Consider the following 24077-nt stretch of genomic DNA (forward strand, 5'->3'; position numbering starts at 1 on the left):
AATAACCGGGAGCCAGAAGAATCGCATTCGGTCTCCACGGACGAGTAGCCCCTTCTTGACAACAGAACATTCGCCGTCGCTGAGCCATGTGTATGTTGAGTCGCCCTCGGTAGGACGTCCGTGCCTCGCGGTGACACGAGACGACCAAGGTCGACGGGTGGTGCGTGCTCAACCGAGCGAGACGATGCAGGGATCGGTCACGTTTCTCGACGAGGAGGGGGCCGACGCGGACGGCGGCCAGTCAATCGATTGGCATGGTCTCGTGATCACATTCATGACCGAGGAGACCGATGATGGTTCCTTTGCTTGGTCGGAAACCTCTTCGCAGTCATCGGGACGCTTTGCGACCGCTCCGCTACCCACCGGCAACTTAAGATCGGTCGCTGACGTGCCCGACTCGCTCCCGTTCACGCTTGAGCAGACTGCGGTTTACAATTTCAAACGCCCCGATCCCGGTCAGCCACTCGTGGTTCCGTTCGAACGAGCGACGATTGTGACAGGGGAATTGAATGCGGCGGGCAGTGACCGGCCGCTGAAAAATATCTTCATTCAGCTTACCGAACCGGGGCCAGCCGTTTTTAGCAAATCGGACGGCACGTTCGCTTTCCGGCACAGCCAGAGCCGCATTGGTTTTCTTCCCCGCGATGCATTGGGTCGACAGCTTATGCCTCGTGCGGCCTTCACTTATCCGCAAGGCTTCCCGGTCGATCACAAGCTGGATCTCACGCCGACGGTCATGCAGCCAGCATCCCGGGCGGTCGGGAAAGTCGTTGACCCAGCGGGAGACCCGGTCGCCGGCGCCACGGTGACCTGCGGTTACATGGTGGGGCCATTTGACAACCAGACGACGTACTATACAGACCAGGCGGGCGAGTTTCGATTTACTGAGGTGATTGACGGAGCCGACGTGATCCTGACGGACACTGCCGGTCAGCAACGGACGCCCGCGCCAGTGCGTTTGGTCTTGAGTGATGACAGCCGGTGCGAGCGGCTGAGCCCATTTCGAGTTGGGATCCGGAGATGGCCGAATGGCTTCTGTTTGCCGCGATTTGGAATTGTGATGTCGAGAGCACCATCCTGCCCATGAACGTGACCTGTCAACTTGCCGCCGAGTTGGCGTCCCAGGACCGAGTGATCGCCAAAGCGTTAGTGAGTCCGGCATTCGAGGATTGGTCTTGGTTGTTCGATACCTATGATGTCCGTGTGATTTTTCAGCAAACCCCTCCGATCAATGCCGCCGCGGCAATCGACCCAGAGTGGGCGATCGAACTGGCCGCGGATTTGTTCAAACGGCATTTCCATGACACACCCTCGCGGAAGTATGAAACGATCCATTCGATCGTGGGCGAGTGGACTCGATAACGGACGTTTCCAGTGATGTTCGCTTGCGCTCAAACCCCTGGCTACTTCTAAAGCGTCTTCGGCGTAGAACAGCTTGTGGGCAGAGGACAGGATCCCACATCCCTTAACGCAATGTTCAGTGGCGAGGCGTTTGCCATTGAACGGGCCGATTGGCGGTCGACATCGAGGGTTGATTCGCAGCGGGGGAAGCATCGACGAATCCGGCACCGGACGTCGGCATGGGGGCGGGTGCGTTAGGAGGATTCATAGGCACCGGTGCGGCGCCGTTGGGAACTATCGTGTTGGGAGACGAGCTGTTTGGGGGAGGTGCCCAGCCGTTAGCGTCGGCGCTCGACGTAGGCGTGAGGTTCGTGGCGGGGTATTGTCCCGGCTGAGCCGGCTGTTGCGGCGTGCTCGCTTGCGGGTAGCTCGCTTGCGGCGTGTAACTCGGCGCGTAGTTTGGCTGAGCAGCAGCCCCCATCGGACTGGCGTAGCCCATGGTTCCGGTATATCCCGGTGGCGGAGGCGCTCCCGTCAGATCATTGACCGGCATTCCGCCGCTGCGCACGCCCGTGGCAGCATCGTTAGACAAGTCCATGGCTGGGTTGATATTGGCAGTGGGATAGGCGCCGGTTTCGTGCCAAGACGAATTGCCCGCTGGCGTAGCGCCCTGGATGCTGGCCTGCGTCCCGGGAGCCCCCCCAGCGACTGCGATTTGGTTGGTGTTGCCAGCATCGTTGTAGGACATCGGCGCGATATTCGGTGGCGCGTAGTTGGCGGGCATCGCGTTGGTTGCCCCGCCAGCCTGGCCGGCAGGGGTGCCGTAGGAGCCGGTGGCCGGAGGTGGCACTCGGGCCGAGGCACCAAAGGGGCCCAGCGCTGGCATCGCGGGGCCCGTCGTCGACGTTTGGCCTGGCAGCCCCGAAACGGGAGCCATCGTGGCTCCTCCCGCGGGTGCGCCGGTTTGCTGACATCCCGTATGGAGCAGCAGCATCGATACACATCCCGCGACGAGGCAGCACGTGGTGCCCAGCGGCTGGCGGCTCGCGTGGGGCAACGACAGTGGAGCGTGTTGGTGAGATTTGAACATCATGGGGATGTTTCCGATCGATCAATCGAGTGGGCTCGAGCGGCACGAAACATCTTCGCAATCGCTTGGTTCATTCGGCTTTAACAAATCTTGATATTTTGTCGAAAGAGCAGAATCAGTCAGCGATCAGGGCTGTTTCGTTTCCGCTTTCCATGCAGTGCGGTCGAAGACTATGGTGAGAGTGACCATTCGAGAGATCGCAGCTCCTCAGAGTACCCCGCCCATGATGCGTCCTTTTCTACTGATCGTTTCCCTGCTCGTAACTTTGCCTGCCACGAGGTGCTGCTGGGCACAGCAGCGCGCTCAGGAGGCTGCCCAGGAACAACCCGCTGCGAATCCGCCTCGGTACTGGACGACCCAGTGGGCATTTGAGGACATCGACGCGGGAAAGCTGGTCTCGCGTCTGGCGAGGATCGGGATCGACATCGGCGTGCCTCTCGACGGGAAGGTCACGGTGCAGTTCGAAGTCGGTGTGCCCTGGACGGCGCTCGGCGACGGTGCCGCGTATCGATTCGATGGCACTCTCCGCAGCCCATCACTGCGTGTGGATACGATCCGCTGTGACGACCTCCGAGCCGACGTGAGATATCGCAGCGGCAAGGTCAGCCTGAGCAACCTGCGGACGCGACTCACGACGGCGACCTCCGACGTCGCGGGAGTGATTGACGGCGAGGGGACCGCTGAACTGATACCACGCGGTGACGTGACGGCCAAACTAAACGTCAAAGACATCGCCCTCCGTCCGATCACCGACCTGGTAATGAAGGTGCGCAGCGGTTCGGCGAACACGCTCATTCAAGCCGGAACGGTATCGGGCAACGTGCAGTTCGCGGCCCCGCTCGATGCGATTTCGGATGTCTCGTCCTACGAATTACAGGCCAACCTGCAGGGTGACTCCTTGCAACTCCAGGGACTGCCTCCAGCCTCTCTCGATATCCGTGACGTTTCGATTGAGTCCAGCACGCTGAATCTGGGGCGATTTGAACTCTCCGCGACGGATGATGAGTTTGACTCACTTCGGTTGCAGGGCACGGCGGTGCTACCGCTCGCTGGGGTGGGGCCATTCCAAGTGGACGTGGCCGGCGACGATATCCCCACCCAGAGCGTTGCTGCTTTCTTCCAATCCGCGAGCGGCCAGGCCGGTACCTCAGACGCCTTTGCATGGGTGCAAGGCAAACTGGACTTCCGCGGCCAGGGGAAGGGGCGATTGGCCGCCTCCCTTGCCGACAGCCAGTGGGATATTCAAGCCGCCGTCGCCTCACCCGGACTCCGGGTTGCTGGTGTGGATCTAGGGATCCTTGAGCATGAGATTCATCTCAACCCCAGCCATTTACAGGTTCAGCCAACTCGTACTGACGGTGAGTTGCCTGCACAGATGAGGGTTCGCCGGATCGCTTGTGACTACGTCGTCGAAGCGGACGCGGTGCGCCTCGATAGTCTGGACGCGGAACTTTTTGGCGGAAGCCTGACGGGTTCGGGCAGTGTCCCTTTCAGTGGACAGGGCCTCGTGGTGGCCGATGTGAAGTTTGCAGATATCCGCCCCGTGATTCGATTGCCCCTGTCCACAGCCAATCCTCCTGATTTTTCAGCATCGTTCGCGGGCGATTTGAAGTGGCGGGTGCCGGTCGGCTTGCTCGATCAACCGGCGTCGCACCAGGGCACCGCTCGGCTGGATGTCGCCAACATGCGTTTGGGCGACGAGGCACTCGGCGAACTTTCCCTTGAACTGTCTGCTGATCAAGGCGAAGTGTCACTGCGTGGCGATGGTCGAGTTCTCGATGGCACCGTGCGGATCGACATGGCGGCGGCAACATCGCCGGAGGATCGCTGGTCCGACGTGATCGGTCGATTGCACCGCTCGAACATACGACTGGGCAACCTCCCCATCGGCTCGATGTTGAGGCTCGCCGGCATGACTCATTTGAATGTTCAAGGTGATCTCTCCGGTGAAGTCAGCGGTACTTCTCTTCCACAGCTTGGTCGCTCGGGAGCTGACACCCAGTGGGAACTGAATGTTACGAATCTGCGACATGAAAATACGCTCGTATCGAGGCGAATCACCTCACGCGGTCGCTTCGATGGCCGTGTGCTGAGCATTGATTCGCTGGTGGGCGACTATGCCGGCGGATCGGCGCGGTCGAGCGGACGGATCGAGATCGATCGGCATACCGGTGAGCTGCAGTTGCGAACAGACCTGACAGCTCGCATCGACCGCGTGGATGTCCATCGTGGGCTGCTTTTCGCCCCCGCGATCAGTGATCGGGCCGAGGGGAAAGTTTCCGCCACGGTGCGGGTGAGCGGAATTGACCAGGCGTTGCGAGTTCGCGGCAATGCGATCGGGCGCGATCTCGCCGTGAGCGACATCCCGTTAGGGACCGCTCGCAGTGGTATCCATTTGGACGCCGACATCGTGAATCGGCGTTGGAAGCTGCGGCTGCCGACGATCACCGCTCAAGTGGGAGGTGGGTCGTTGGATGGAGACGTGACAGTAGCCTCCTCCCAGCGAGGTGCCAGTGGCGTCGATCTATCGAGTCAGTGGAAAGCACGACGCGTCGATTTTTTTCGTTTGAGCGATCAGCTCGGGCAAGCCACCAGTCGGGCAACCGGTGAAATCACAGGTGATTTGAGCATCGGAGGCAAATCCGTTCGCTCGGTCGACGATATCGCCGGTCGCTTCCGATTCCGCTTGGGTGAGACGCGAGGCGGTGCCGTCCCGGGACTCGCCGGAGCCGGGCGATGGCTGGGGCCGGTATCTCTGGCGACCGAACAATTTCATGTCGGGGAAGCCCGTGGTGTGATCGGAAACGGTGTCCTGACCATGGACGAATTTTGGCTGGGGGGCGATGCCGCCGTGGTCCGCGCCGATGGTCGAATCTTCTTGCGCAGCAAACGCATGGATATGGAGGCTTTGATCGCGACAGGTGACTATCGCGACATCGCCTTTGATCTCCAGCAATTGGCCGAGCAGTACCTGCTGCGCACGCTGCTGCCGGGGTCGGTCATCCTCGATATTTCGGATCTGCTGCGCGACCGCACCCTGGTCGTCCGGATTTTGGGCCGCATCGATCATCCGATTGTGCGGCTGCAAACCGCCAAAACGTTCCGCGAAGAAGCAGCCCGTTTCCTGATTCGCGAGAGCAGTCGCTTGATTCTCACCAGCGCCGGCGTCGGCGTCTTCGACGGGTTCGACTGATGGTGGGTCGAGTGCTGACCCTTGGATTAGCAGGGGCGAAGCAGGTAAGCCCCAAATGTTCCTCAGCCAGACACGAGTGCCGAGGCGTGCCGGATGATCGGCAGGACACACTGGTTCATGGCGGTGGTGACGGCTCCTGTCGATCCGGGCAGCGCGAAGACGACAAGATGGCCAATGCGGCCCGCTGTCGCTCGGCTCAACATACCCTTGGGACCAATCTCAGCAATCGAGAGGGCCCGGAAATGCTCACCGAATCCTGGAAGACTGACCTCGAGCAGCGATTCGATCACATCGACAGCCATATCGCGTGGGGCGATGCCCGTGCCGCCTGTGGAGATGATCGCATCAAGGGAATCGTCGGCCGCTAGCGCAGCGATTTTTTCACGCAGCGGTTGGGCATCATCGGACATCACCAATCGCTGGGCCACGACATGCCCTCCCTCCTGAAGAAGTTCGGCAACTCGGTCACCGCTGCGATCTTCCGCGAGTGAACGCGTATCGCTCAGCGTGATCACCGCGACTCGCAGGGCGGCCTCGATGTTCACGTCGCGGCACCCGCAATCAGGAGAGTCACACGTATGCTGTGGCGAATGGTTGGGCATGGGGGACACCATGGGGGCAATGGAGAGATGAGGGGCAGACGCAATGGCCTAGCAAGTTCAATTCTGTTGGTCTGACTCGTTCTCGACTGGCATTTGGATCTCGACGCGATCATTGAGCTGGCGAACCGGAAACGATTGCTGCAGCGGCTGGCGATTGATCATTTGAATCCCGGTGGCTAAGTCATATTGCCAGCCGTGCCAGGGGCAGGTCACGCAGCCATCCCGCACGATTCCGGCAGCGAGCGGACCGCCTTGATGCGAGCAGATTCCGTCCATCGCGAACCAGGATCCCGCGTGTCGAAAGACCGCGATCACACGTCCGGCGAGAAGAACTTCGACGGCAATGTCCTGATCGGAATCAACTTGGCCCCGCGATATCGTTTTGACGTCCGCCGTCGAGCCGACCTCCTCGTCGGTGATCTCAAGGGCGAGTCGCCAGTCACGATCGTCCGCCTCATCGGCTGTGTCAGGCGGCGGTTCGTCATGGGGGTTGGGTACAGGCATAGCCGCATCTTACCCAGGGTGATGGCCGAGGCGGTAGTCGGGGCGTTACAATTGCAACACCACGACCCGTCTGCCACCCAAAAGGATTTCAAACAGATGAAACGGCACCTTTCGCCAGCTCAATTTTGGCACTCGCACGATCGCATGGGCCGCCCATCGGCGCTGCGACTGATCCCCGTCCTGGCGTGCGTCTGGCTCGCCGTCATGACGCTGCCCTGCGTTGCGGATCCCCCGCCGTCGGAGTCTTCGTCGGAATCAAAACCCAACTCAAAAACAACCCAGGACGACAACGTGGCCGACTCCGCCAGCCTGCCCAAGCCGATTCGCAGCGTCGAGGGAATCTCCCAATACGAACTCGATAACGGCGTGCAGATTCTGCTGTTCCCCGACGAGAGTAAAGAGGTGGTGACCGTCAACATGACCGTGTTCGTCGGTTCGCGTCATGAAGGCTACGGCGAAGCTGGAATGGCTCACCTGCTCGAGCACATGCTCTTCAAGGGGACGCCCTCTCATTCGGCCATCCCGAAATCCCTAACCGAGCGTGGAGCACGCTTCAACGGAACGACCTGGATGGACCGGACGAACTATTACGAGACCCTGCCCGCCAGCGAAGATAACCTGGAGTTCGCAGTCAATCTCGAAGCCGATCGGTTGGTCAATAGCTTCATCCGCGGCGAGGATCTCGCCAGCGAGATGACGGTGGTCCGCAACGAATTCGAACGCGGCGAGAATTCTCCCACCCGCGTGCTGATGCAGCGAATGGAATCGGCCGCCTACGATTGGCATAACTATGGCAAGTCAACCATCGGCAACCAAAGTGACATCGAGCGAGTGCCAGTCGTCAAGCTGCGAGAGTTCTATCGCAAGTTCTACCGGCCCGACAATGTGATGGTCATCGTGGCAGGCAAGTTCGACCCGGATCACGCCTTGGCTACCATCGAGAACGCTTTTGGACCGCTGCAGGTCCCCAGCAAACCGATCAATGAAACCTATACCGTCGAACCGCCCAAAGACGGTGAGCGAACCGTGGTGCTGCGCCGCGTCGGCGACGTCCAAGCCGTCGGTGCCGCCTACCATATCCCCGCCGGCAGCCATCCGGACTTCGCGGCCGTCAAAGCACTGACCGTGATCCTTGGCGACGAACCAAGCGGCCGCTTGTACCAGGCCATGGTTCAATCGAAAATGGCTAGCCGCGTTTACGCGATGGCCTATGGATTCCGCGAGCCCGGGCTCTTGGTGTCGATCGCCGAAATCCCCGAAGACCATTCGCTCGAGCAAGCTCGTGTGGAACTGATCGAGGTGCTCGAGGATTCCTGGGGCGAGAACCCGATCACGGAGGCCGAAGTCGAGCGGGCGAAGTCTCAAATTTTGAAGCAACGCGACATGGCCAGTGCCGACACCGACCGCATCGCCGTCACCCTCAGTGATTGGGCCGCCCAAGGGGATTGGCGGCTCTATTTTCTCTATCGCGATCAAGTCGAAGCACTCACTGTTGAGCACGTTCGGGAAGTCGCCCAGAAGTACCTCGTCCGAAACAACCGGACCGTCGGCCTGTTCATCCCGAGCGAAGAATCCGAGCGCGTTAGCATCCCGGAATCGCCCGACCTCAACGTCGTGCTCAAAGACTATCGAGGCCGCGAAGCGGTCGCCGCTGGCGAGAGCTTTGACCCCGATCCCAACGTGATCGAGAAACGGGTGCTGCGCGGCGATTTGGTCGGCGGCATCGAGTACGCTCTGCTGCCGAAAAAAACACGGGGCGGTTCTGTTTCCCTGAAAATGGCAATCCGGTTTGGAACTCCGACGACGCTCAAAGACAAAATGGGCGCCGTCGAACTGCTCGGCCTCTTGATGGCACGAGGCACCACGGATCTGTCCTACCAAGAACTGCAAGACGAATACACCCGGCTGAAGGCCGACGTCTCGGTCTATACGTTGATGGGACTGCTTAGCGTGGAGATCAAAACCAAACAGGAAAACCTCGTCGAGGTCATCGAGCTCGTCGGCGATGTGCTCAAGACCCCACTGCTCGACGAGCAAGAGTTTGAACTCCTCCGGCAGCAAGCCGTCACCAGCTTGCAGCAGAGCCAAACCGAACCGAATGCACTGGCGCCGCGCAAGGTCCAACAGATTTTGTCGCCCTATCCCAAGGACGACATCCGCTACGTGATGACGATCGACGAAGAGATCAAAATGTACGAAGACGCCACGATCGAGCAGGTTCGCAACCTGCACGCGGAGTACCTGGGCAACCAAGCAGGCCAACTCGCTGTCGTCGGCAACTTCGAACCCGCCGACGTTCTCGACGCCGTCAAGGCACAACTTGAGGGTTGGACCACCGATGAGCCGTATGTGCGGATCGACCGCCCTGCACACCCCGACGTGCCTGGACAAACCGTCACGATTGAGACCCCGGACAAGTCCAACGCCCTGCTCTACAGCAGTGAGCAGTACACTCTGTCGGATCTCGATCCTGAGTACTCCGCGCTCACGCTCGGTAATTTCGTCCTCGGCGGCGGTTCACTGAGCAGCCGATTGGCAGATCGAGTTCGGCAACAAGAAGGTTTGTCCTACGGGGTTCGCAGCGGACTATCGCCGAGACCCAAAGACGAGCGAGTTGATTTGACGATCTATGCGATCACCAATCCGGATAACAAAGACAAATTGATGAAGGTTATTCGTGAAGAGATCGACCGATTGATTGCCGATGGTGTGACGCAACAGGAACTCGCTGCTGCCAAGCAAGCTTATCTGCAAGCAGCCCGGATCTCCCGTACCGGCGACGCATCGCTGGCAACGATGCTGCTGATGTCCCTCTTCACCGACCGCACCATGTCAGCGGTCGCTCAACAGGAACAACAGATTCGCGACGCCGAAATCGAGCAAGTCAACGCGGCGATCAAGAAGTACATCGATCCCGAGAAGCTCGTCATCGCCCTCGCAGGCGATTTCAGCTCGCAAGAAGAGAAGGAATAGTTGGCTGGCGAGGCCGGCGAACCCGTTCAGGCGGGTTTGCCTGCTGGCCTTGCCGCTGCGGTTCAGCGGATGGTGACCGAGGAACCTTCGGAGAGAATTCCGAAGACGTCGCGAGAGTAGTTACCCGCGATGCTGATACAGCCCTGATCGGTTGCCTCGTCGTTTTGAGGGCTGCCATGCAGGCTGATGCCTTGCCCCAAGTCGATCCACATCGACCCATAGGGGTTGCGTGGATTGCCCGGGGGGACGGGGGTGCCTGCCATGTCGTAGTAGGTCTTGGCGGACTTTTTCTCTTGGATCGTGTAGCTACCGGTTCGTGGTGAGGGGTCGCTGCCAATTCCCACGGGGAAACGGCCTGCGTACAGGTCACCTAGAAAGAGCGTCATCTCGTGATTCTCGAGATCCACGTCTGCGCGGAACGGGCCGCGGACGACTTTGAGATCTGTTCCCGGCAGAACCGTGACGGGATCACTGACGCCGTTGATGTTGGCGAGCAGCTGCCAGGGGACGTCGTACTTTTTAGCAATGTCCATCAGCGTTTCGTTGCCACCGACGCGGTGGGGTTCCTCGAGCAGGTGTTCCGAGGAATAGATCACGTCGCGTGCGAGCGGATCGAGTCGGCTGAGCAACTGCTCGCGTTGTTTTTGGCTGAGATTGGGTGTTTCGTAGAACAGGCTCAACGTCGCCAGGGCTTCGCGGCGTCGGTCTTCTTGAAACTGCCGGTCCGCGGTGGCAATGGCGTTGGCGAGTCCTGCATCCGCGGTGTCGGTTGCCGGAGACGAGGTGTTTTCGGGCGACTGCGGCGCGTTATCCAGCGACTCGGGCAATCCCATCTCAGCGGTTTCGTTGGGATCGGGCAGGCTAAAACTCGAGCCCGTCGACGGGTATTGGCGGTTCGGGTCGGCCGCGACGCTGGCGGATTCGCCAGCGGCGACCACCGGCAAGCGGCTGGCGACGGGTGGAAGTTCATCATTCACATCGACATCGCTGAGTTGGAACGAAGGCGTCTCGGGCGGGCCGCCGGGGCCAGCGAGCGCGTCGTTGTTAGCTCGGTCGCCAGGGCCTCCTAGAGAGCCTGGATTCCCTCGCCGCCCTGGTCCGTGCTGAGCCGGGTCGGCGGGGTCCATTGGGGGGCCGAGCATCCCGGATGCCATGGGCGAGTCGCCCATGCCTTCGGGGGTCCCGGTATCGATCCCGAAATCGGCGAAATCGTCGGGCAAGCCATCGCTGAACTCGCTGTTTTCAGACTCCACCAGCACCGATTGCAGGCCGGGTGGCAAGGAATCAGGCGGCGTCGTCATGGAGACGTAGGCTCCGTAGAGCACAGTCATCATAAGCACGACGATGGCGGATGTTTTGAGCGTTTGCACGGCGGTCTCTCCCTGCCGGTGGATGTTCGGGGTGCACGTCCGGCTGCCAATCGCAGCGAGTCGTGTTAAGTGAACATATGTGCGTGGAAACGAAATAGCGATAAGCCCACAAATCCCTGCGGGCCCGCTTCGTGCCCCAAGGCATAGCGAATCGGGGCTGGACGGTTCCAGAGCAAATCGTGGATTTTCAATTTGTTGAGAAAATGCAACGGTTGTGGCGACTGCGAAACAGGCTTGGCAATCTAGCGAAACTGTCCCAACGGACCTCGTGTAAAAGTCCACTTTTTTCAGGGTTTTTTCCACAATTTTCTCAAGTCCTGCCTAGGCTATTACAGCGTGGATATTGCTTTGAGTTACGGCATCTGCTTGGCAAAGCTTCTCCATCGCAAACGAAGTGGGTGGATTTCCTTTGGCCTCGCTCAATCGAATAATCCGGCCGGTGGTTTGTTGCCACCGCACGGGGAAAAGATTGACCTGCCAGTCCGAATGCTACTGTCCACGATGGCTACTACAAGCAGCACTATGAAACTGACGGTCATGAACATCATGCAGAAAAAACACCTCGCCTCGCTTTTCACTCGCTCCAACGGTGCCGCTTTGCTGGCCTCGCTGATGGCCGCTGGGATCCCTGCTGCCTCGGCCCAGGATGCCTGTTGTTTCCAACCCGCTTACCGTCTCGAGTGCGAAACGGTGATGCAGCCTGAAACCGTCGAGCGCACGCGGGTGACCTACGAGACCAAAATGGTCGAGGAAGAGGTCACGAGTTTCCGCCCTGTGCTCCGGACGCGGACCGAAGAACGCACCTACAAAGTTGCTCGGCCCGTTACGGAAACGAGCTACCGGGAAGAACGTTACACGATCTACCGACCTGTTACCGAAACCTCCTATCGGGACGAAACGGTGACCCAGACGCGATATGTCAATGAAACGGCAGAGCGGGAAGAGCAGGTCACGACCTACCGGCCGGTGACCGAAACGCAGATGTACCAGCAGCAATACACGGTGCAGCGGCCGGTGACTGAAACGCAGATGGTCCAGCGTCAGTACACCGTGCAACGCCCCGTCGTCGAGACGCAGTATCAGTCCGAAACGGTGACGTCGTTTCGCCCAGTGACGACGACTCGCCAGCAGACCATTGACGCAGGTGGATTCGTGCCCCAGACAACTGTCACCCCGGGAGCGGTACAGAACACCATGGCGTGGAACCCGCGGGCCTATGCCGTCCCTGGACCGCTGGGGATTTTCGCGCGAGTCAAAGGGGCACCCGTGATGGCTCAAACCTTTACTCCGCCGACCACCCAAACCCAAATGGTCTATCGGCCCAACTACATCACTCAGGATATTGCCCAGACCTCCTTTGTGCCGCAGTCGCGCCAGGTTCAACGCCCGGTGCAGGTCACCCGGATGCAATCCGAAGTCGTCACGCAGAACGTGCCTGTCCAGGTGCAGCGTATGCAGTCTGAAGTCGTCACGCAGAACGTCCCCGTGCAAAAGACCCGAATGGTTCCTGAGACGACGACTCGAAAGGTGCCGTACACGATCCGCCGTCCGATCACCGAAACGACCACTCGCAAGGTGCCCGTCGAGCATAAACGCTGGGTCGCCGAACAACGCATTCGCAAGGTGCCTGTGCAGAGCACGCGAATGGTCTACGAAACCAAGACGGAACCGATCACGGTGAAGTACTACGAGCAAGAAGAGGTGCGTCGAAAGGTCATGCGTCCCGTGACCGTTGCGAAGTACGAGCCCTACACTGTTCAACGCATGGTGCCCCGCCGAGTCGTCCAACGGATTCCCTTGTCGTACGTCGATCCGTTCAGCTCCGCGATCAGCAGCGGCTACTCGTCTTTCTCGCCAGTGATCGAGTCAACGACCGAGTGCGTCCCGTTTGAATCCTCAAGCGTTCAGGAACCTAGCGATTCGGTGCGGAGCAATCGAGTGAGTCCAGACGACGGGGATTCGGTGCTCGAAGCCCCTGCCCAGAACGACAGCGACGTTCCCCAATCCCGGATGGGCCGTGTTGAGATCGACGCTCCCGAGCGAGGGTCCGAAGGCACGCCGAGTTCGTCGGATCGTGATGCCGATGGCGGCTACGGAAGCGAAGACGAACCCCAGACCTTGCCCGATCCGCGAGACGCAAATCCGGTCGAGACACCAGAACTCGGTGCCCGCCAAACCGGTTGGCAATCGCGGAATTCCGTGTCCAACCCCGTCCGTCCGATCGCCCATCGCGTCCAGTGGAACCCAACTTTTGCTCGCGAGATTTGAGAACGAAGCCAGGCGGATGATGACATCTGAACAAGAATTTCACATAAGAATCGATCCGCGATAACGCCTCCGGCAGGTTGATCCAGGCGGCGGGAGAAAACGGCGGACAGATTCTTAGACCTTGACGTCAGGCGATAGAGTTGCGAAACCCTGCGCAGGAGCTGTCTTGAATGGTGGCTCCTTTTTCGCGTTTCTTTTCCCGACGTTTTCTTTTCTTGACCCAGGGTGGCTCTCTTGCGATTGCCATCTTCGACAGGAAGGCTGTAGCTGTACGATGTGTGGAATTGTTGGATATGTTGGTGGCGACGATGCCGCAGATTTCCTCGTCGAGGGGCTCCGTCGCCTGGAATACAGGGGCTACGACAGTTCTGGTGTAGCGATTGCTAGCGACGACGAGATCCACGTCACCCGCGCGGTCGGCCGGATCCAATCCCTCGCAGATCGTTTAGGCGACCCTCCCGCTGGCACGCTCGGTCTTGGTCATACGCGTTGGGCGACCCACGGACCAGCCACCGAGGTCAATGCACACCCCCACGTGGGCGGAAACGGCGAAGTCGTGCTTGTCCACAACGGGGTGATCGAAAACTATCAGTCGCTCAAAGATGGGCTGCTCGAGAAAGGCTATGTCTTCCAGTCGGCGACCGATTCGGAGGTCATCGCGCACCTCATCGCTGAAGGGCTCGCTAACACGCCGGCGACCGAGGGGCAGCCGCATGCCCGCTACGTCACCGCGGTGCAGTGGGCGATCGCTCAATTGCGAGGGACTTATGGATTGGGAGTCGTTTTTCGTAATAAGCCCGGGTTCATGATCGCCGCCCGCTTCGGCAGCCCGTTGGTGATCGGCGTCGGGCGGGGCGAGTATTTTCTGGCCAGTGACGCATCGCCGATTGCTGGCCGAGCTGATCGTATCGTGTACCTCGCCGACCACCAGCTCGCTGTGCTGACTGCGGACGGGTTCTCCGTCCTGCATCGCGACAGCGGTAAGGTGCGTGTTGAGATCCAGCCCCTCGAGGCTGAATCCGGTGAAGTCAGCCTCAATGGCTACGAGCACTACATGCTCAAGGAGATCTACGAGCAGCCCGATGCGTTGCGAAACGCGATGCGCGGACGTCTCAACGACCAAGATGCCACGGCCGTCTTCGGGGGTCTCAACCTCACCCCACAGCAGCTCCGCAGCGTCGAACGAATCATCCTCACCGGATGTGGCACGAGTTGGCACTCGGCGCTAGTGGGTGAGTACATGATCGAAGAACTGTCGCGAATCCCGGTCTGTGTGGAGTACGCGAGCGAATTGCGGTATCGCAATCCGCCGATCGAAAACAACACTCTCGTGTTCGGAATCACTCAAAGTGGCGAGACCGCCGATACGCTCGCGGCGCTCAACGAGACCAAGCGGAAGGGGCACCGCACCCTGGCAATTTGTAATGTCGTCGGCAGTTCCATCGCCCAGGCTTCCGATGGAGGGGTGTACCTGCACGCGGGGCCTGAGATTGGTGTCGCGAGCACGAAGGCTTTCACGAGCCAGTGCTGCGTGCTGGCGATGCTCGCCCTGTATTTTGGGCGGATGCGGCATATGAGCTTTGAGACCGGCCAGCAAATTATCGAGGATTTACGGCGGTTGCCCGCCATGATCGAGCAGGCGTTGACCTGCGACAACGAAGTCCGCCGTGTCGCCGAGAAGTACCAATCGGCAACCAATGTGCTGTACCTCGGACGCCGATACAATTTTCCCACAGCTCTCGAGGGAGCCCTCAAACTGAAGGAAATCAGCTATATCCACGCGGAAGGCTATCCAGCGGCCGAGATGAAACACGGCCCTATCGCGTTGGTCGAAGAGGAAACTCCGAGCGTGTTCATCATGCCTCGAGGGACCACGTATGACAAAGTATTGTCCAATATGGAGGAGGTAAAGGCGCGCGGAGGCCCCGTAATCGCAATCGCAAGCTCCAACGACACAGAAATTCGCAAAATTGCTGACGATGTGATCATGATTCCCGAAGCTCCGGAGTTCCTCCAGCCGATTGTATCTGTCGTGCCACTGCAATTGCTCTCCTATCACATCGCCGTTCTGCGGGGTTGCGATGTGGACAAACCACGTAACTTGGCGAAGAGTGTAACGGTTGAATAGATTCTGAGTTGTGCACAGAATGGGATGGATTATCCTTCCCTCTGACGAAACTCTTTTCTTCACTCATCTTCTAATTTTTCAGCGACGGGATAACAGTACCATGGACAATCGAGGTCTCAGTTTCAATTCACGCAAAGCCCTGACGGTCAATATTGGCGAGAACGCCGCGATGGAGCTCTCCGATCTACTCTCACAGCTCGTCAGTGAGGTCGAAGAACTGCGTCGAACCAAGGTGAGTGTGACGCGGATCGTCCCGAATCAGCATGACCGGATCCACGAACTGATTGAAGAACCGGTTTAGTATCTTGCGGCGCCCCCAGAGCCCGTGTTTTGAGGGGAGATCTTGACATTTCAGCGATGAGTGCCGACAGTGTGAGCGATAGCTCGCGAGAAGTGTTTCTCGCAGAATGTTCGCTCCTGGTATAATTCCCGCTGCTCGATGTCTGACCCCTCCGCTGCCGCTGCCCCCACATCGGCCACTCCCCCCGTCTCGACCGGCAACCGTACGTTGTTGGACAAAATTTGGGACGAGCACGTCGTCTACGCTCCCGAAGACGAAGCGTCGATTCTGTACATCGACCTGCACCTCGTTCATGAGGTGACCAGCCCCCAGGCATTCGAGGGATTGCGGATCAACGACCGGGCCGTTCGCCGGCCCGAGCGGACAATCGCCACGCCCGATCACAACGTTCCGACCTCCGACCGCAGTTTGCCGATCGCCGATCCGATCGCTCGCAAGCAGATCCAGACGCTGCGAGAAAACTGTCAGGAATTCGGTGTGCAACTGTTCGACATCGATGATGTCCGCCAGGGCATCGTGCACGTCATCGGCCCTGAGAACGGCTACACCCAACCGGGCATGACGATCGTCTGCGGCGATTCGCACACCGCCACCCACGGAGCCTTTGGGGCGCTCGCTTTCGGTATCGGAACGAGCGAAGTGGAGCATGTGTTGGCGACGCAGACGCTGTTGCAGTTCAAGCCGAAAACGTTCGAGCTCCGCGTCGATGGTGAGTTGCCCCGGGGTGTTACCGCCAAGGACATGATTTTGTACTTGATCGGCGAGATCGGGACGGCCGGTGGGACCGGCTATGTGCTCGAGTTCACCGGTGATTGCGTCCGCGCGATGTCGATGGAAGAGCGGATGACGGTTTGCAATATGTCGATCGAAGCTGGCGCTCGCGCCGGGATGATCGCTCCGGACCAAACCACCTTTGACTACTTGCGAGGGCGACCGGAAGTCCCACAAGATTTCGACGCCGCCGTCGAACGTTGGAAGAAGCTGCCCACCGATGCGGGCGCGACCTACGATCGCAGCAATGTCTATCAGGGCAGCGACATTCGTCCACAGGTCACTTGGGGGACTAACCCTGGGCAGGTCCTTGGGGTCGATGGCTGCGTACCCGACCCGGCCGACTCGAGCGATGTCGGCGAGCAGAAAACGATTGCCCTGTCGTTGCAGTACATGGATTTGAAAGCGGGCACACGGATCACCGATATCAACATCGACCGTGTTTTCATTGGCTCATGCACCAATGCCCGGATCGAAGACCTGCGAGCCGCCGCCGCCGTCGTCAAAGGCCACCAGTGCAGTAGCAACGTCAATGCGATGGTTGTGCCCGGCAGCGGTCAGGTCAAAGCTCAAGCCGAGAAGGAAGGTCTCGACAAGATCTTCGTCGACGCCGGATTGGATTGGCGGGAAGCTGGATGCAGCATGTGTTTGGCCATGAACCCCGACAAACTCGCTCCGGGCGAACGCTGTGCCAGTACCAGCAATCGGAACTTTGAAGGTCGGCAAGGCAAAGGCGGTCGAACCCACTTGGTCAGTCCCGCGATGGCTGCCGCCGCCGCCATCAAGGGTCACTTTTTCGATATCCGTCAGTGGGATTATCGCTAGCCTACCCCGTTTATTTCTCACACTTACTTCATTCACCTACTGAGCTGCTGACGAAACGTTAGCGGCTCCAAGCCGAAGGCTTCCGATGCAACACTTCACTGTCCATCAAGGCGTTGTCGCGACGATCGATCGCGCCAACATCGATACCGACGCGATTATCCCAAAGCAGTTTCTCAAGCGAATCGAACGGACTGGTTTTGGCCAGTTCTTGTTTTATGATTGGCGTTTTCTCGATGACGGCACGACCGAGAACCCCGAATTCGAGCTCAACCGAGTGAATGTCAAAGGAGCGTCGATCCTGATCGCGCGCCAGAACTTTGGTAGTGGCAGCAGTCGCGAGCACGCCGTCTGGGCACTCGACGATTATGGGTTCCGCGCCATCATTGCCCCCTCGTTTGCCGATATTTTCTTCAATAATTCGTTCAAGAACGGATTGTTGCCGATCGTGTTGAGCGAAGCCGACGTGGAAGAGCTGTTCCAGCGGACTGCTCAGGGCAACCCGTATCAACTCACCGTCGATTTGGAAAATCAAACAGTGTCGGACGGGGCCGGGTTCGAACGGTCTTTCGAGATCGACGCCAGTCGCCGTGAGAAGCTGTTGCACGGCCTCGACGACATCGCCCAGACGCTGCAGCAGGAAGACAAAATCACTGCGTACGAAGCGAATCTGGTCTCCTAGGATCCACCGCCGAGCGTGGTCGCAGCAACGGAGGCGGCGACCAGGCGACGATCTGGGGACGACGTGGGGACGACGTGGGGACGATCGGAGGCGGCGGGGCGGCCGATTTTGACTGGCACAGAATATGCATCCAGAACGCACCTGTTGATTGCTGTGACTGCCAAAACAGCGCGAGAACACGCGCCCGGATTGGTGTCAAACCCAGCCTAATAGGTTATCGCATCATGCCTATTTCGGCTCCGTCCCTTTGATTGCAGAGCATCCATGTCTCCATCGCAGCCACACGTTGCCTCCCCCGACGATTTTCATTCTTCACGAAGTCAGCCAGCGGAATTTTCACCGCCGACCCACCCGGTCTTGATAGGTTACCTCTTCTGGATTATTGGCTTCACGGGTGCCCACCGTTTCTATTACGGGAAGCCTTTGACGGGGGCCCTCTGGTTTTTTACCGGTGGATTGCTGCTGATCGGTTGGATCGTGGACCTGTTCTTGATCCCCGCCATGTCCGAAGAGGCGGAGTATCGCTACCCGGCTCGCGAGACGGACTACAGCATCGCCTGGATCCTGTTGATCTTCTTAGGACTGTTCGGCGCCCATCGGTTTTACATGGGAAAACTGCTCACCGGACTGGTTTACCTGGTCACCGGCGGCTTGTTCGGCATCGGTTACATCTACGATATCTGCACGCTCAACGATCAGATCAAGTTCTCTTGACGGCATTTGATTGAGTTTCACGGAATCGCTCTTTCGGCAAAATTGCCATTTCGATTAAAGTCGATGCAGGAAATTTTTATGGCGAAGGATCCCGCCAGGGGCAGGAGTGCCCCAGGCCTTCGCTGAAGTCGGTTGGTACCCGGGTGGGTGCCAGCTATCGCACCCATGGAATGGAGCGTCCGCGATGTTGTTGGATCGAATCGAAATTGACAGTCATGGTCCCTTGAGCCATGTGGAGTTGGGACCCCTGTCTCACCATCTCAACGTGGTTCTGGGGGCGCCCGGATCGGGCAAGACCGCGATCGGTCGATTCATTCGCGATTCACTGATCGACCGCGACTACCCTCGGGGCATGCTTAGCGGTTCGGCGGGACGCGTGGTCTGGGTCCACCAAAACGGCTGGATTCATTGTCGCCGCGAGCAAGACGGATCCCCGGGTGGCCGACGCAATGTTGAATTTGAGTCACGCGGTGAAGTGGCCGGCTCATGGAACGGTTACACCGACGGCTGGTTTGACGTTGCTGCACCGGGAGCGGGCCGTCATGGCAACGCGGCCGGCACGCGTCAGGGTCAGTCCTCTCTGGCTTCGCGAACGCTCGGCAATATCCGCATACCGGAATCCATCGTCGATGGCGTGATGGTCGACACGACGATCAGCAGTCCCTCTCGTGTTGTCGCTGCCTGCATCTCGGCTGGATTGGATCAACCCAATCTGGCTCCCCTGCCCTTCGAGAACGAAACCTCTCATTTCAATGAACGCGGCTTTGCGCACGAGAGCGGTTCTGTTTCGCCCGCGGCGCTCGATGACCGCCGGCGCCGCGCGATGCGAGCCGAACTCGCTGACGTGGAAGCCGAACTGGGGAAACGATTGGCGAGTGAGGGTGTCTATCACCGCGGCGTCGATGGCGTTGGCGAACCTGAACACATCGCGGCGTGCAGCGCCAGTGAGATCGAAACGCTCAGCCGGCATCGCGATGACTGCCTTCGTCGACGAGATGAGTTACTGCGGCGGCGTAACGAGTTGATCGCCCGTCGTGATGCGGAGCTACGAGAGCGTCATCATCATGGCGTGACCGGCTCGTACGATGCCAGCGAGTTCGGCCCAGTCGATTCGTCGCTCCACTCCCGACGAGCCGATGCCCACTGGATCGCTCGGGATGCTCGATTGCGAGCCCTCCATCAGCGTGCCGATTCGCTCCGCAGTCGTGCTGCGGCACTGCAGCGATGGATGGCCGAGCTCGACAGCCATCTCGATCGGCAGGGGAACTACCCGGCATCGACGATGGAGCCCGGTTACGGCTACGCTACTGCGGCATCGTACACTCTTCCCTCGGCGTGGCAGTCGGTGTCATCGGAGGAACTGCAGAACTGCATTCGCCAAGCTGACCAAGAGATTGTGTCGCTACGCCGCGTGCTCGCAGACGTGCGATCCTTGCGTGATCTTTTGAGTGCCTCGGGACGAACCGACGCGACGGTCCCCGAATCGTACGACTGGCTCGACGACGGCTGGCTGCGAGGCCGACGGTATGGTTACTTCGTCCGCGCAATGGACCATTATCGCAGCGATCGCCCCTGGTCCGACTTTTATGCATCGGCCTATCAACCGCTACGCCCCGTTGACGATCTCGCCATGCGGATCGAATCAACCACCCGTCATCTCGATTGGTTGCTCTCACGGTTTGAGAAGCCCTCGGCGGCGGCCGGTCACCCCTTGGACCCACACTCTTGGCTCGTCGAAAATGAACGCGATGGTGCCATTGAGCAATCACTGCGCCGCGTACGCGAGCAACTGCGCCATCGTGACTATGTGCAGCCCTCCTATCTCGACGCGACCACCGCTGAGCTGAACCGAACTCTGGATCACCTGCTCGCTCGCCGTCGCCGCGTGGTCGAAGCGTTGGCGGGCCAGTCGCTCGCGACTCGGCCTTCGTTTTCTCGGTTCACGAGCCACCATCCCGACTGGACGTCCGAACGCAGTGCCGCGGTCGAAGAGCTTGCGAGCGTCGAGCAAGAATTACGTGTCGTTCTAGACCAGACCGCCGTGCTGCGACATGCACAACGTTTCCTACCCATCGTTGATTCAGTCTATTCGATTGGGATGGGCAGAACGGCTGGGCGAGGGCACGGCTACGAGGCGGACATGACCGGGCGTTTCGATGCAATTACTGCGGAACTGCGTTCGCTCGATACAGAAATCGCTGGCTGCCACCGGAGCATCGAAGGTTTCGATCGAGAGCTCCAAGCGGCGAGGCCTCGGCGATCTGCCCCGAGCGTGCAACTCAATTATCATTCCCATGATGACATCACTCGGCTGCAGCGTCGCCGCGACGAATTGATTTCAGAATTGAATCGCTGCCGCCCGCAACTGCGAGATGAATCTTCGCTGGCTGAACTTTCCAGCCGCTGGTTGGTTCGGCTTTCCAACGGTCGTCACCGGCTCATCCGCTGGTCCACGTCGCCGATCGCGGCCGACCGCTACACGTCGTTGGCGTCCGATCGGGGCAATCCCGTCGATCCTGATAGCGTGCCCGGTCGCAGTGTCGCGGTATCGATTGACAATGCGGATGAACGAAGCGTACCGGCGACGACTCGCGCTGTCGCGGCCCTGGCGATCCGCATGGCAGCCGGCGAGCTACTGGGCCGGATGGGGCATGGGATTCCTTTGGTTCTCGAAACGCATCGCGAGCTGTTTGCTGACTACGCGTCCAATGGGCAATCACGCACAGCCGGTCACTCGAACTATCCCTACGCAGCGGACGCTGGCGCCTATGAGCATTGGACGGCCGAAGGGATCAGCGGAGACGCGATCGCCTCAGCCCTGGCGGATTATTCCGCCGCCGGTCGGCAACTGTTGATTCTGACTGAGCACAATCCGTTGGCGAACTACCTGCAACGCTGTGGTGCCCGTCATTTTGCCTTGCACACGCAGCGGGTCGTGCATGCTCACCGACCGCTGTGGCGGGGTGGTCAGCGTGACGATCGTTATAGCGGGCCGCACACAATCGGCGTCGACGGCTTGCCGGCCGAGCAATTTGGCCGTGCAGGTGAACCGGACTGGACCGATGCAGGACGTGTCAATCAAGAATTCGATCACGCCTGGCGGGAGAGCGCTGGCCTGCGAGGCGAGAGCTATCACAGTTCGACCGCGACGGACGTGCCCGCCGCCGGTGCAGCATGCCGCGACGGGTACTACTACACCGACCAGAGCTCGACGGTTTCGACAAACTCGCCGATGTCCCAATCGCGGGCGGCCCAATCGCGGGCGGCCCAGACGTCTGATGTGGCACAGAGCCTCACGGCCCGTCACCATAGCTCAGCGATTTCCGATGTCGACGACGTCCCCTTCTTCCTGACCGTGGACAGCCCGATTGATGCCGCGCCTTCGATGGATGCAGTTGCCGCTGAGCGACTTCGACGGATCGGTATTTCGCATATCACGCACTTGATGAACCAAGACAGCAACCGCCTGGCCGATACACTCGGCTTGGCCGGTGTGGATGCTCGCACGGTACGTCGCTGGCAAGCGGAGTGTCGCTTGATGTGCCGCGTGCCTCAACTCCGGGGTTTCGATGCTCGAGTGCTGGTCGGATGCGGAATCACCGATCCGGCTCAACTCGCGGCGATTCATCCGACGGATCTCCTCGATCGAGTAAAAACATTCCTGGCAACCGAACGCGGCCAACGTATTCTATTGTCGGGAACGAGCTATGAGTTGTCACGAATCACGAGTTGGATCGCTTCGGCGAACGACAGTGTTCACACGAACTTCCGCAGTCGCACGGTCGACGGGCGAGGTGTCCGGACGCGTGTGGCCCGTGAACAGGCCGATGCGCCACGCCGCAGTCGGCGTGGATCCACGAAAACGCAGTATGTCGACAACGGCGATGCCGATTTGACAGACGACGATTTTGATCAAGAGCGTTATGAAGTCCAAGTCGAACGGCGTGCTGAACGGATCGTGGACGATCTCGACGAGCTCACTCGAGACTACGATTCCGAAGGCAGTGACCGTCACCGGACAGGCGAGGAAAAACGCAGTCGCAAACGCTCGACGGAATCCCGGTCAACCTCCCCGTCCCCCGCTTCATATCGGATGACGAGCGAGGCGGCGACGCGATCACAGCGTGCAGAGCGGAACTCGCGACGGAAGGCCGAGCGGAGTGGGGCGACGCAGAGTCGACGCAGTTCGTCCGCACGGAGCGAGGGAAAGCAGCAGAGTCGGAAGCAATCCAGCGAGCGAACCGAAACCTCGACCGAGACCACATTACGTTTTTATCTCCACCGCGCCGATGACGTGGTCGATGCTCCATCGATTGGACCTCGTATGGCTGAACGGCTCAACCGGATCGGGATCGTTACCGTCGACGATCTGTTGCAGGCAGACGCCGCCGAGATCGCTGAGAGGCTCGATTACCGACGCGTCGAGACATCGACCGTTATCGAGTGGCAACAGCAGACGACTTTGGTGTGCCGTGTGCCGATGATGCGTGGCCACGATGCCCAGTTCCTCGTCGCTGCCGGTGTCACGACCGCAGAAGAGTTGGCTCAGTGCAGTGCCAGTGAGCTATTCGAGCTCGTCGATGCGATCGCCCAGTCGAGTGAAGGCAAACGGATTGCTCGCGGCGGTGCGTTGCCTGATCTGGAGGAAGTCACTCAGTGGGTCCAGTTCGCGAGCCAGCATCGCTCGTTGCAAGCAGCGTAGTCAGAATAGGCGTTGATAGCAGGCGAAGAAAATCCACGCGTGAAGGCCCAGCAGCATGGCTGCGGCGATCACGCGGGATGAGAACAGCCCGACGGTGGCCAGGGCGCAGCCCAGGGTCGCCACGATCACACCGCCAGCGGGAAAGAGCCCGAGGCAGGCTAGGGCGCAGATCGCCACCCAGGCGGATGCCCAATTGGCTGCCCGCAACACTCCCCATTGAGGATCCAGGACCAGCTCAGGTGTCGCCGAAGACACCGTATCGCTTGGCTCGGACGAATGGGCAAAGGGGCTGCCCCGGCGGACTGGTTCCTCGTTTGCAGATACCTTCTCCACCGGTCTCGCACTTTCGTCGGATTCACCGCGAACCGGCAGCTCAGCAGCCATGCCGTCGGTCGCGTCGCCGTCGTTTGTGGGAGGTTGGGACATCGATGAGTTGAATTTGTTTGTCAAATTTTGCGGCTGCAATCATGTTCTGTGCCGCTTGGGACGGTTATCCTAGTACATGCTCTTATCCTAGTGCATGTTGCCGGAATTGTCTGGTTTGCCTCCGTTGAATTGTGGCAGATTCTCCGGTCATCCTCTATCGCTGCCATTTCGATCTAATCGTCTTATGTCA

The 24077-nt window shown here is 59.6% G+C and carries 17 protein-coding genes; 11 read left to right on the plus strand and 6 right to left on the minus strand.

The annotated features are described in order from the left end of the window. Positions 1–55 precede the first annotated feature (55 nt). Positions 56–1087 carry a carboxypeptidase-like regulatory domain-containing protein gene (locus CA85_RS04795; RefSeq protein WP_146390161.1) on the plus strand — a complete coding sequence of 344 codons (1032 nt, stop codon included), beginning with the start codon at positions 56–58 and terminating at the stop codon, positions 1085–1087. After that, positions 1084–1362, plus strand: a complete 279-nt coding sequence (locus CA85_RS04800; RefSeq protein WP_146390162.1) for a hypothetical protein — start codon at positions 1084–1086, stop codon at positions 1360–1362. Before CA85_RS04795 ends, CA85_RS04800 begins: the two co-directional genes overlap by 4 nt. 115 nt (positions 1363–1477) lie before the next feature. Here the strand turns inward: CA85_RS04800 and CA85_RS04805 are convergent, their stop codons facing one another. Then, the gene (locus tag CA85_RS04805; RefSeq protein WP_246112510.1) at positions 1478–2434 is read right to left on the minus strand and encodes a hypothetical protein; all 957 of its coding nucleotides are present in this window, start codon (positions 2432–2434) and stop codon (positions 1478–1480) included. 220 nt (positions 2435–2654) lie between these two features. Here CA85_RS04805 and CA85_RS04810 point away from each other — a divergent pair, with 220 nt between their 5' ends. Continuing rightward, on the plus strand, positions 2655–5624 hold the full coding sequence (locus CA85_RS04810) for an AsmA-like C-terminal region-containing protein (RefSeq protein ID WP_186774748.1): 2970 nt from the start codon (positions 2655–2657) through the stop codon (positions 5622–5624). A 62-nt stretch (positions 5625–5686) separates the two neighbouring features. Here the strand turns inward: CA85_RS04810 and CA85_RS04815 are convergent, their stop codons facing one another. Together CA85_RS04815 and CA85_RS04820 are read right to left on the minus strand one after the other, a co-directional pair. Continuing rightward, complete coding sequence (locus tag CA85_RS04815; RefSeq protein WP_186774749.1) at positions 5687–6226, minus strand: MogA/MoaB family molybdenum cofactor biosynthesis protein; 540 nt, start codon at positions 6224–6226, stop codon at positions 5687–5689. A 57-nt stretch (positions 6227–6283) separates the two neighbouring features. After that, positions 6284–6730, minus strand: coding sequence for a Rieske (2Fe-2S) protein (locus CA85_RS04820; protein WP_146390164.1), 447 nt, complete (start codon positions 6728–6730; stop codon positions 6284–6286). A 96-nt stretch (positions 6731–6826) separates the two neighbouring features. Here CA85_RS04820 and CA85_RS04825 point away from each other — a divergent pair, with 96 nt between their 5' ends. Further along, positions 6827–9703, plus strand: coding sequence for a M16 family metallopeptidase (locus tag CA85_RS04825; protein WP_246112511.1), 2877 nt, complete (start codon positions 6827–6829; stop codon positions 9701–9703). Between the two features lie 62 nt (positions 9704–9765). Here CA85_RS04825 and CA85_RS04830 read toward each other — a convergent pair whose 3' ends face one another. Continuing rightward, entirely contained in the window at positions 9766–11073 is a 1308-nt protein-coding gene (locus CA85_RS04830; protein ID WP_246112512.1) for a L,D-transpeptidase family protein, read from the minus strand. A gap of 522 nt (positions 11074–11595) precedes the next feature. Here CA85_RS04830 and CA85_RS04835 point away from each other — a divergent pair. The 5 genes from CA85_RS04835 to leuD all read left to right on the plus strand — a co-directional run bounded on the left by CA85_RS04835 (position 11596) and on the right by leuD (position 18045). Further along, positions 11596–13341, plus strand: coding sequence for a hypothetical protein (locus tag CA85_RS04835; RefSeq protein ID WP_146390165.1), 1746 nt, complete (start codon positions 11596–11598; stop codon positions 13339–13341). A 274-nt stretch (positions 13342–13615) separates the two neighbouring features. Next, positions 13616–15469, plus strand: coding sequence for a glutamine--fructose-6-phosphate transaminase (isomerizing) (glmS, locus tag CA85_RS04840; RefSeq protein ID WP_146390166.1), 1854 nt, complete (start codon positions 13616–13618; stop codon positions 15467–15469). 100 nt (positions 15470–15569) lie between these two features. After that, positions 15570–15770 carry a hypothetical protein gene (locus CA85_RS04845; RefSeq protein WP_146390167.1) on the plus strand — a complete coding sequence of 67 codons (201 nt, stop codon included), beginning with the start codon at positions 15570–15572 and terminating at the stop codon, positions 15768–15770. A gap of 138 nt (positions 15771–15908) precedes the next feature. Then, on the plus strand, positions 15909–17366 hold the full coding sequence (gene leuC / locus CA85_RS04850; protein ID WP_146390168.1) for a 3-isopropylmalate dehydratase large subunit: 1458 nt from the start codon (positions 15909–15911) through the stop codon (positions 17364–17366). An 85-nt stretch (positions 17367–17451) separates the two neighbouring features. Next, positions 17452–18045 carry a 3-isopropylmalate dehydratase small subunit gene (leuD, locus tag CA85_RS04855; RefSeq protein WP_146390169.1) on the plus strand — a complete coding sequence of 198 codons (594 nt, stop codon included), beginning with the start codon at positions 17452–17454 and terminating at the stop codon, positions 18043–18045. Here the strand turns inward: leuD and CA85_RS25945 are convergent. Further along, positions 18042–18164 (minus strand): hypothetical protein, encoded by a 123-nt coding sequence (locus CA85_RS25945; RefSeq protein WP_261344704.1) that lies wholly within the window; start codon positions 18162–18164, stop codon positions 18042–18044. The two genes, leuD and CA85_RS25945, sit on opposite strands and share 4 nt — an antisense overlap. 145 nt (positions 18165–18309) lie before the next feature. Here CA85_RS25945 and CA85_RS04860 point away from each other — a divergent pair, with 145 nt between their 5' ends. Together CA85_RS04860 and CA85_RS04865 are read left to right on the plus strand one after the other, a co-directional pair. Further along, on the plus strand, positions 18310–18759 hold the full coding sequence (locus tag CA85_RS04860) for an NINE protein (protein WP_146390170.1): 450 nt from the start codon (positions 18310–18312) through the stop codon (positions 18757–18759). Positions 18760–18943: 184 nt separating this feature from the next. Next, positions 18944–23461 carry a DUF4332 domain-containing protein gene (locus CA85_RS04865; protein WP_146390171.1) on the plus strand — a complete coding sequence of 1506 codons (4518 nt, stop codon included), beginning with the start codon at positions 18944–18946 and terminating at the stop codon, positions 23459–23461. Here CA85_RS04865 and CA85_RS04870 read toward each other — a convergent pair whose 3' ends face one another. Beyond that, positions 23462–23887, minus strand: coding sequence for a hypothetical protein (locus CA85_RS04870; RefSeq protein ID WP_146390172.1), 426 nt, complete (start codon positions 23885–23887; stop codon positions 23462–23464). Between the last annotated feature and the right edge of the window lie 190 nt (positions 23888–24077).

Source organism: Allorhodopirellula solitaria, from assembly GCF_007859855.1.
Taxonomy (GTDB): domain Bacteria; phylum Planctomycetota; class Planctomycetia; order Pirellulales; family Pirellulaceae; genus Rhodopirellula; species Rhodopirellula solitaria.

What these genes read in the sequence shown, in the direction of transcription:
- CA85_RS04800 (WP_146390162.1), top strand. Translation starts at nt 1,084, where the DNA reads ATGAACGTGACCTGTCAACTTGCCGCCGAGTTGGCGTCCCAGGACCGA.
- CA85_RS04805 (WP_246112510.1), bottom strand. Translation starts at nt 2,434, where the DNA reads ATGATGTTCAAATCTCACCAACACGCTCCACTGTCGTTGCCCCACGCG.
- CA85_RS04810 (WP_186774748.1), top strand. Translation starts at nt 2,655, where the DNA reads ATGATGCGTCCTTTTCTACTGATCGTTTCCCTGCTCGTAACTTTGCCT.
- CA85_RS04815 (WP_186774749.1), bottom strand. Translation starts at nt 6,226, where the DNA reads ATGCCCAACCATTCGCCACAGCATACGTGTGACTCTCCTGATTGCGGG.
- CA85_RS04820 (WP_146390164.1), bottom strand. Translation starts at nt 6,730, where the DNA reads ATGCCTGTACCCAACCCCCATGACGAACCGCCGCCTGACACAGCCGAT.
- CA85_RS04825 (WP_246112511.1), top strand. Translation starts at nt 6,827, where the DNA reads ATGAAACGGCACCTTTCGCCAGCTCAATTTTGGCACTCGCACGATCGC.
- CA85_RS04835 (WP_146390165.1), top strand. Translation starts at nt 11,596, where the DNA reads ATGAAACTGACGGTCATGAACATCATGCAGAAAAAACACCTCGCCTCG.
- glmS (WP_146390166.1), top strand. Translation starts at nt 13,616, where the DNA reads ATGTGTGGAATTGTTGGATATGTTGGTGGCGACGATGCCGCAGATTTC.
- CA85_RS04845 (WP_146390167.1), top strand. Translation starts at nt 15,570, where the DNA reads ATGGACAATCGAGGTCTCAGTTTCAATTCACGCAAAGCCCTGACGGTC.
- leuC (WP_146390168.1), top strand. Translation starts at nt 15,909, where the DNA reads ATGTCTGACCCCTCCGCTGCCGCTGCCCCCACATCGGCCACTCCCCCC.
- leuD (WP_146390169.1), top strand. Translation starts at nt 17,452, where the DNA reads ATGCAACACTTCACTGTCCATCAAGGCGTTGTCGCGACGATCGATCGC.
- CA85_RS04860 (WP_146390170.1), top strand. Translation starts at nt 18,310, where the DNA reads ATGTCTCCATCGCAGCCACACGTTGCCTCCCCCGACGATTTTCATTCT.
- CA85_RS04865 (WP_146390171.1), top strand. Translation starts at nt 18,944, where the DNA reads ATGTTGTTGGATCGAATCGAAATTGACAGTCATGGTCCCTTGAGCCAT.
- CA85_RS04870 (WP_146390172.1), bottom strand. Translation starts at nt 23,887, where the DNA reads ATGTCCCAACCTCCCACAAACGACGGCGACGCGACCGACGGCATGGCT.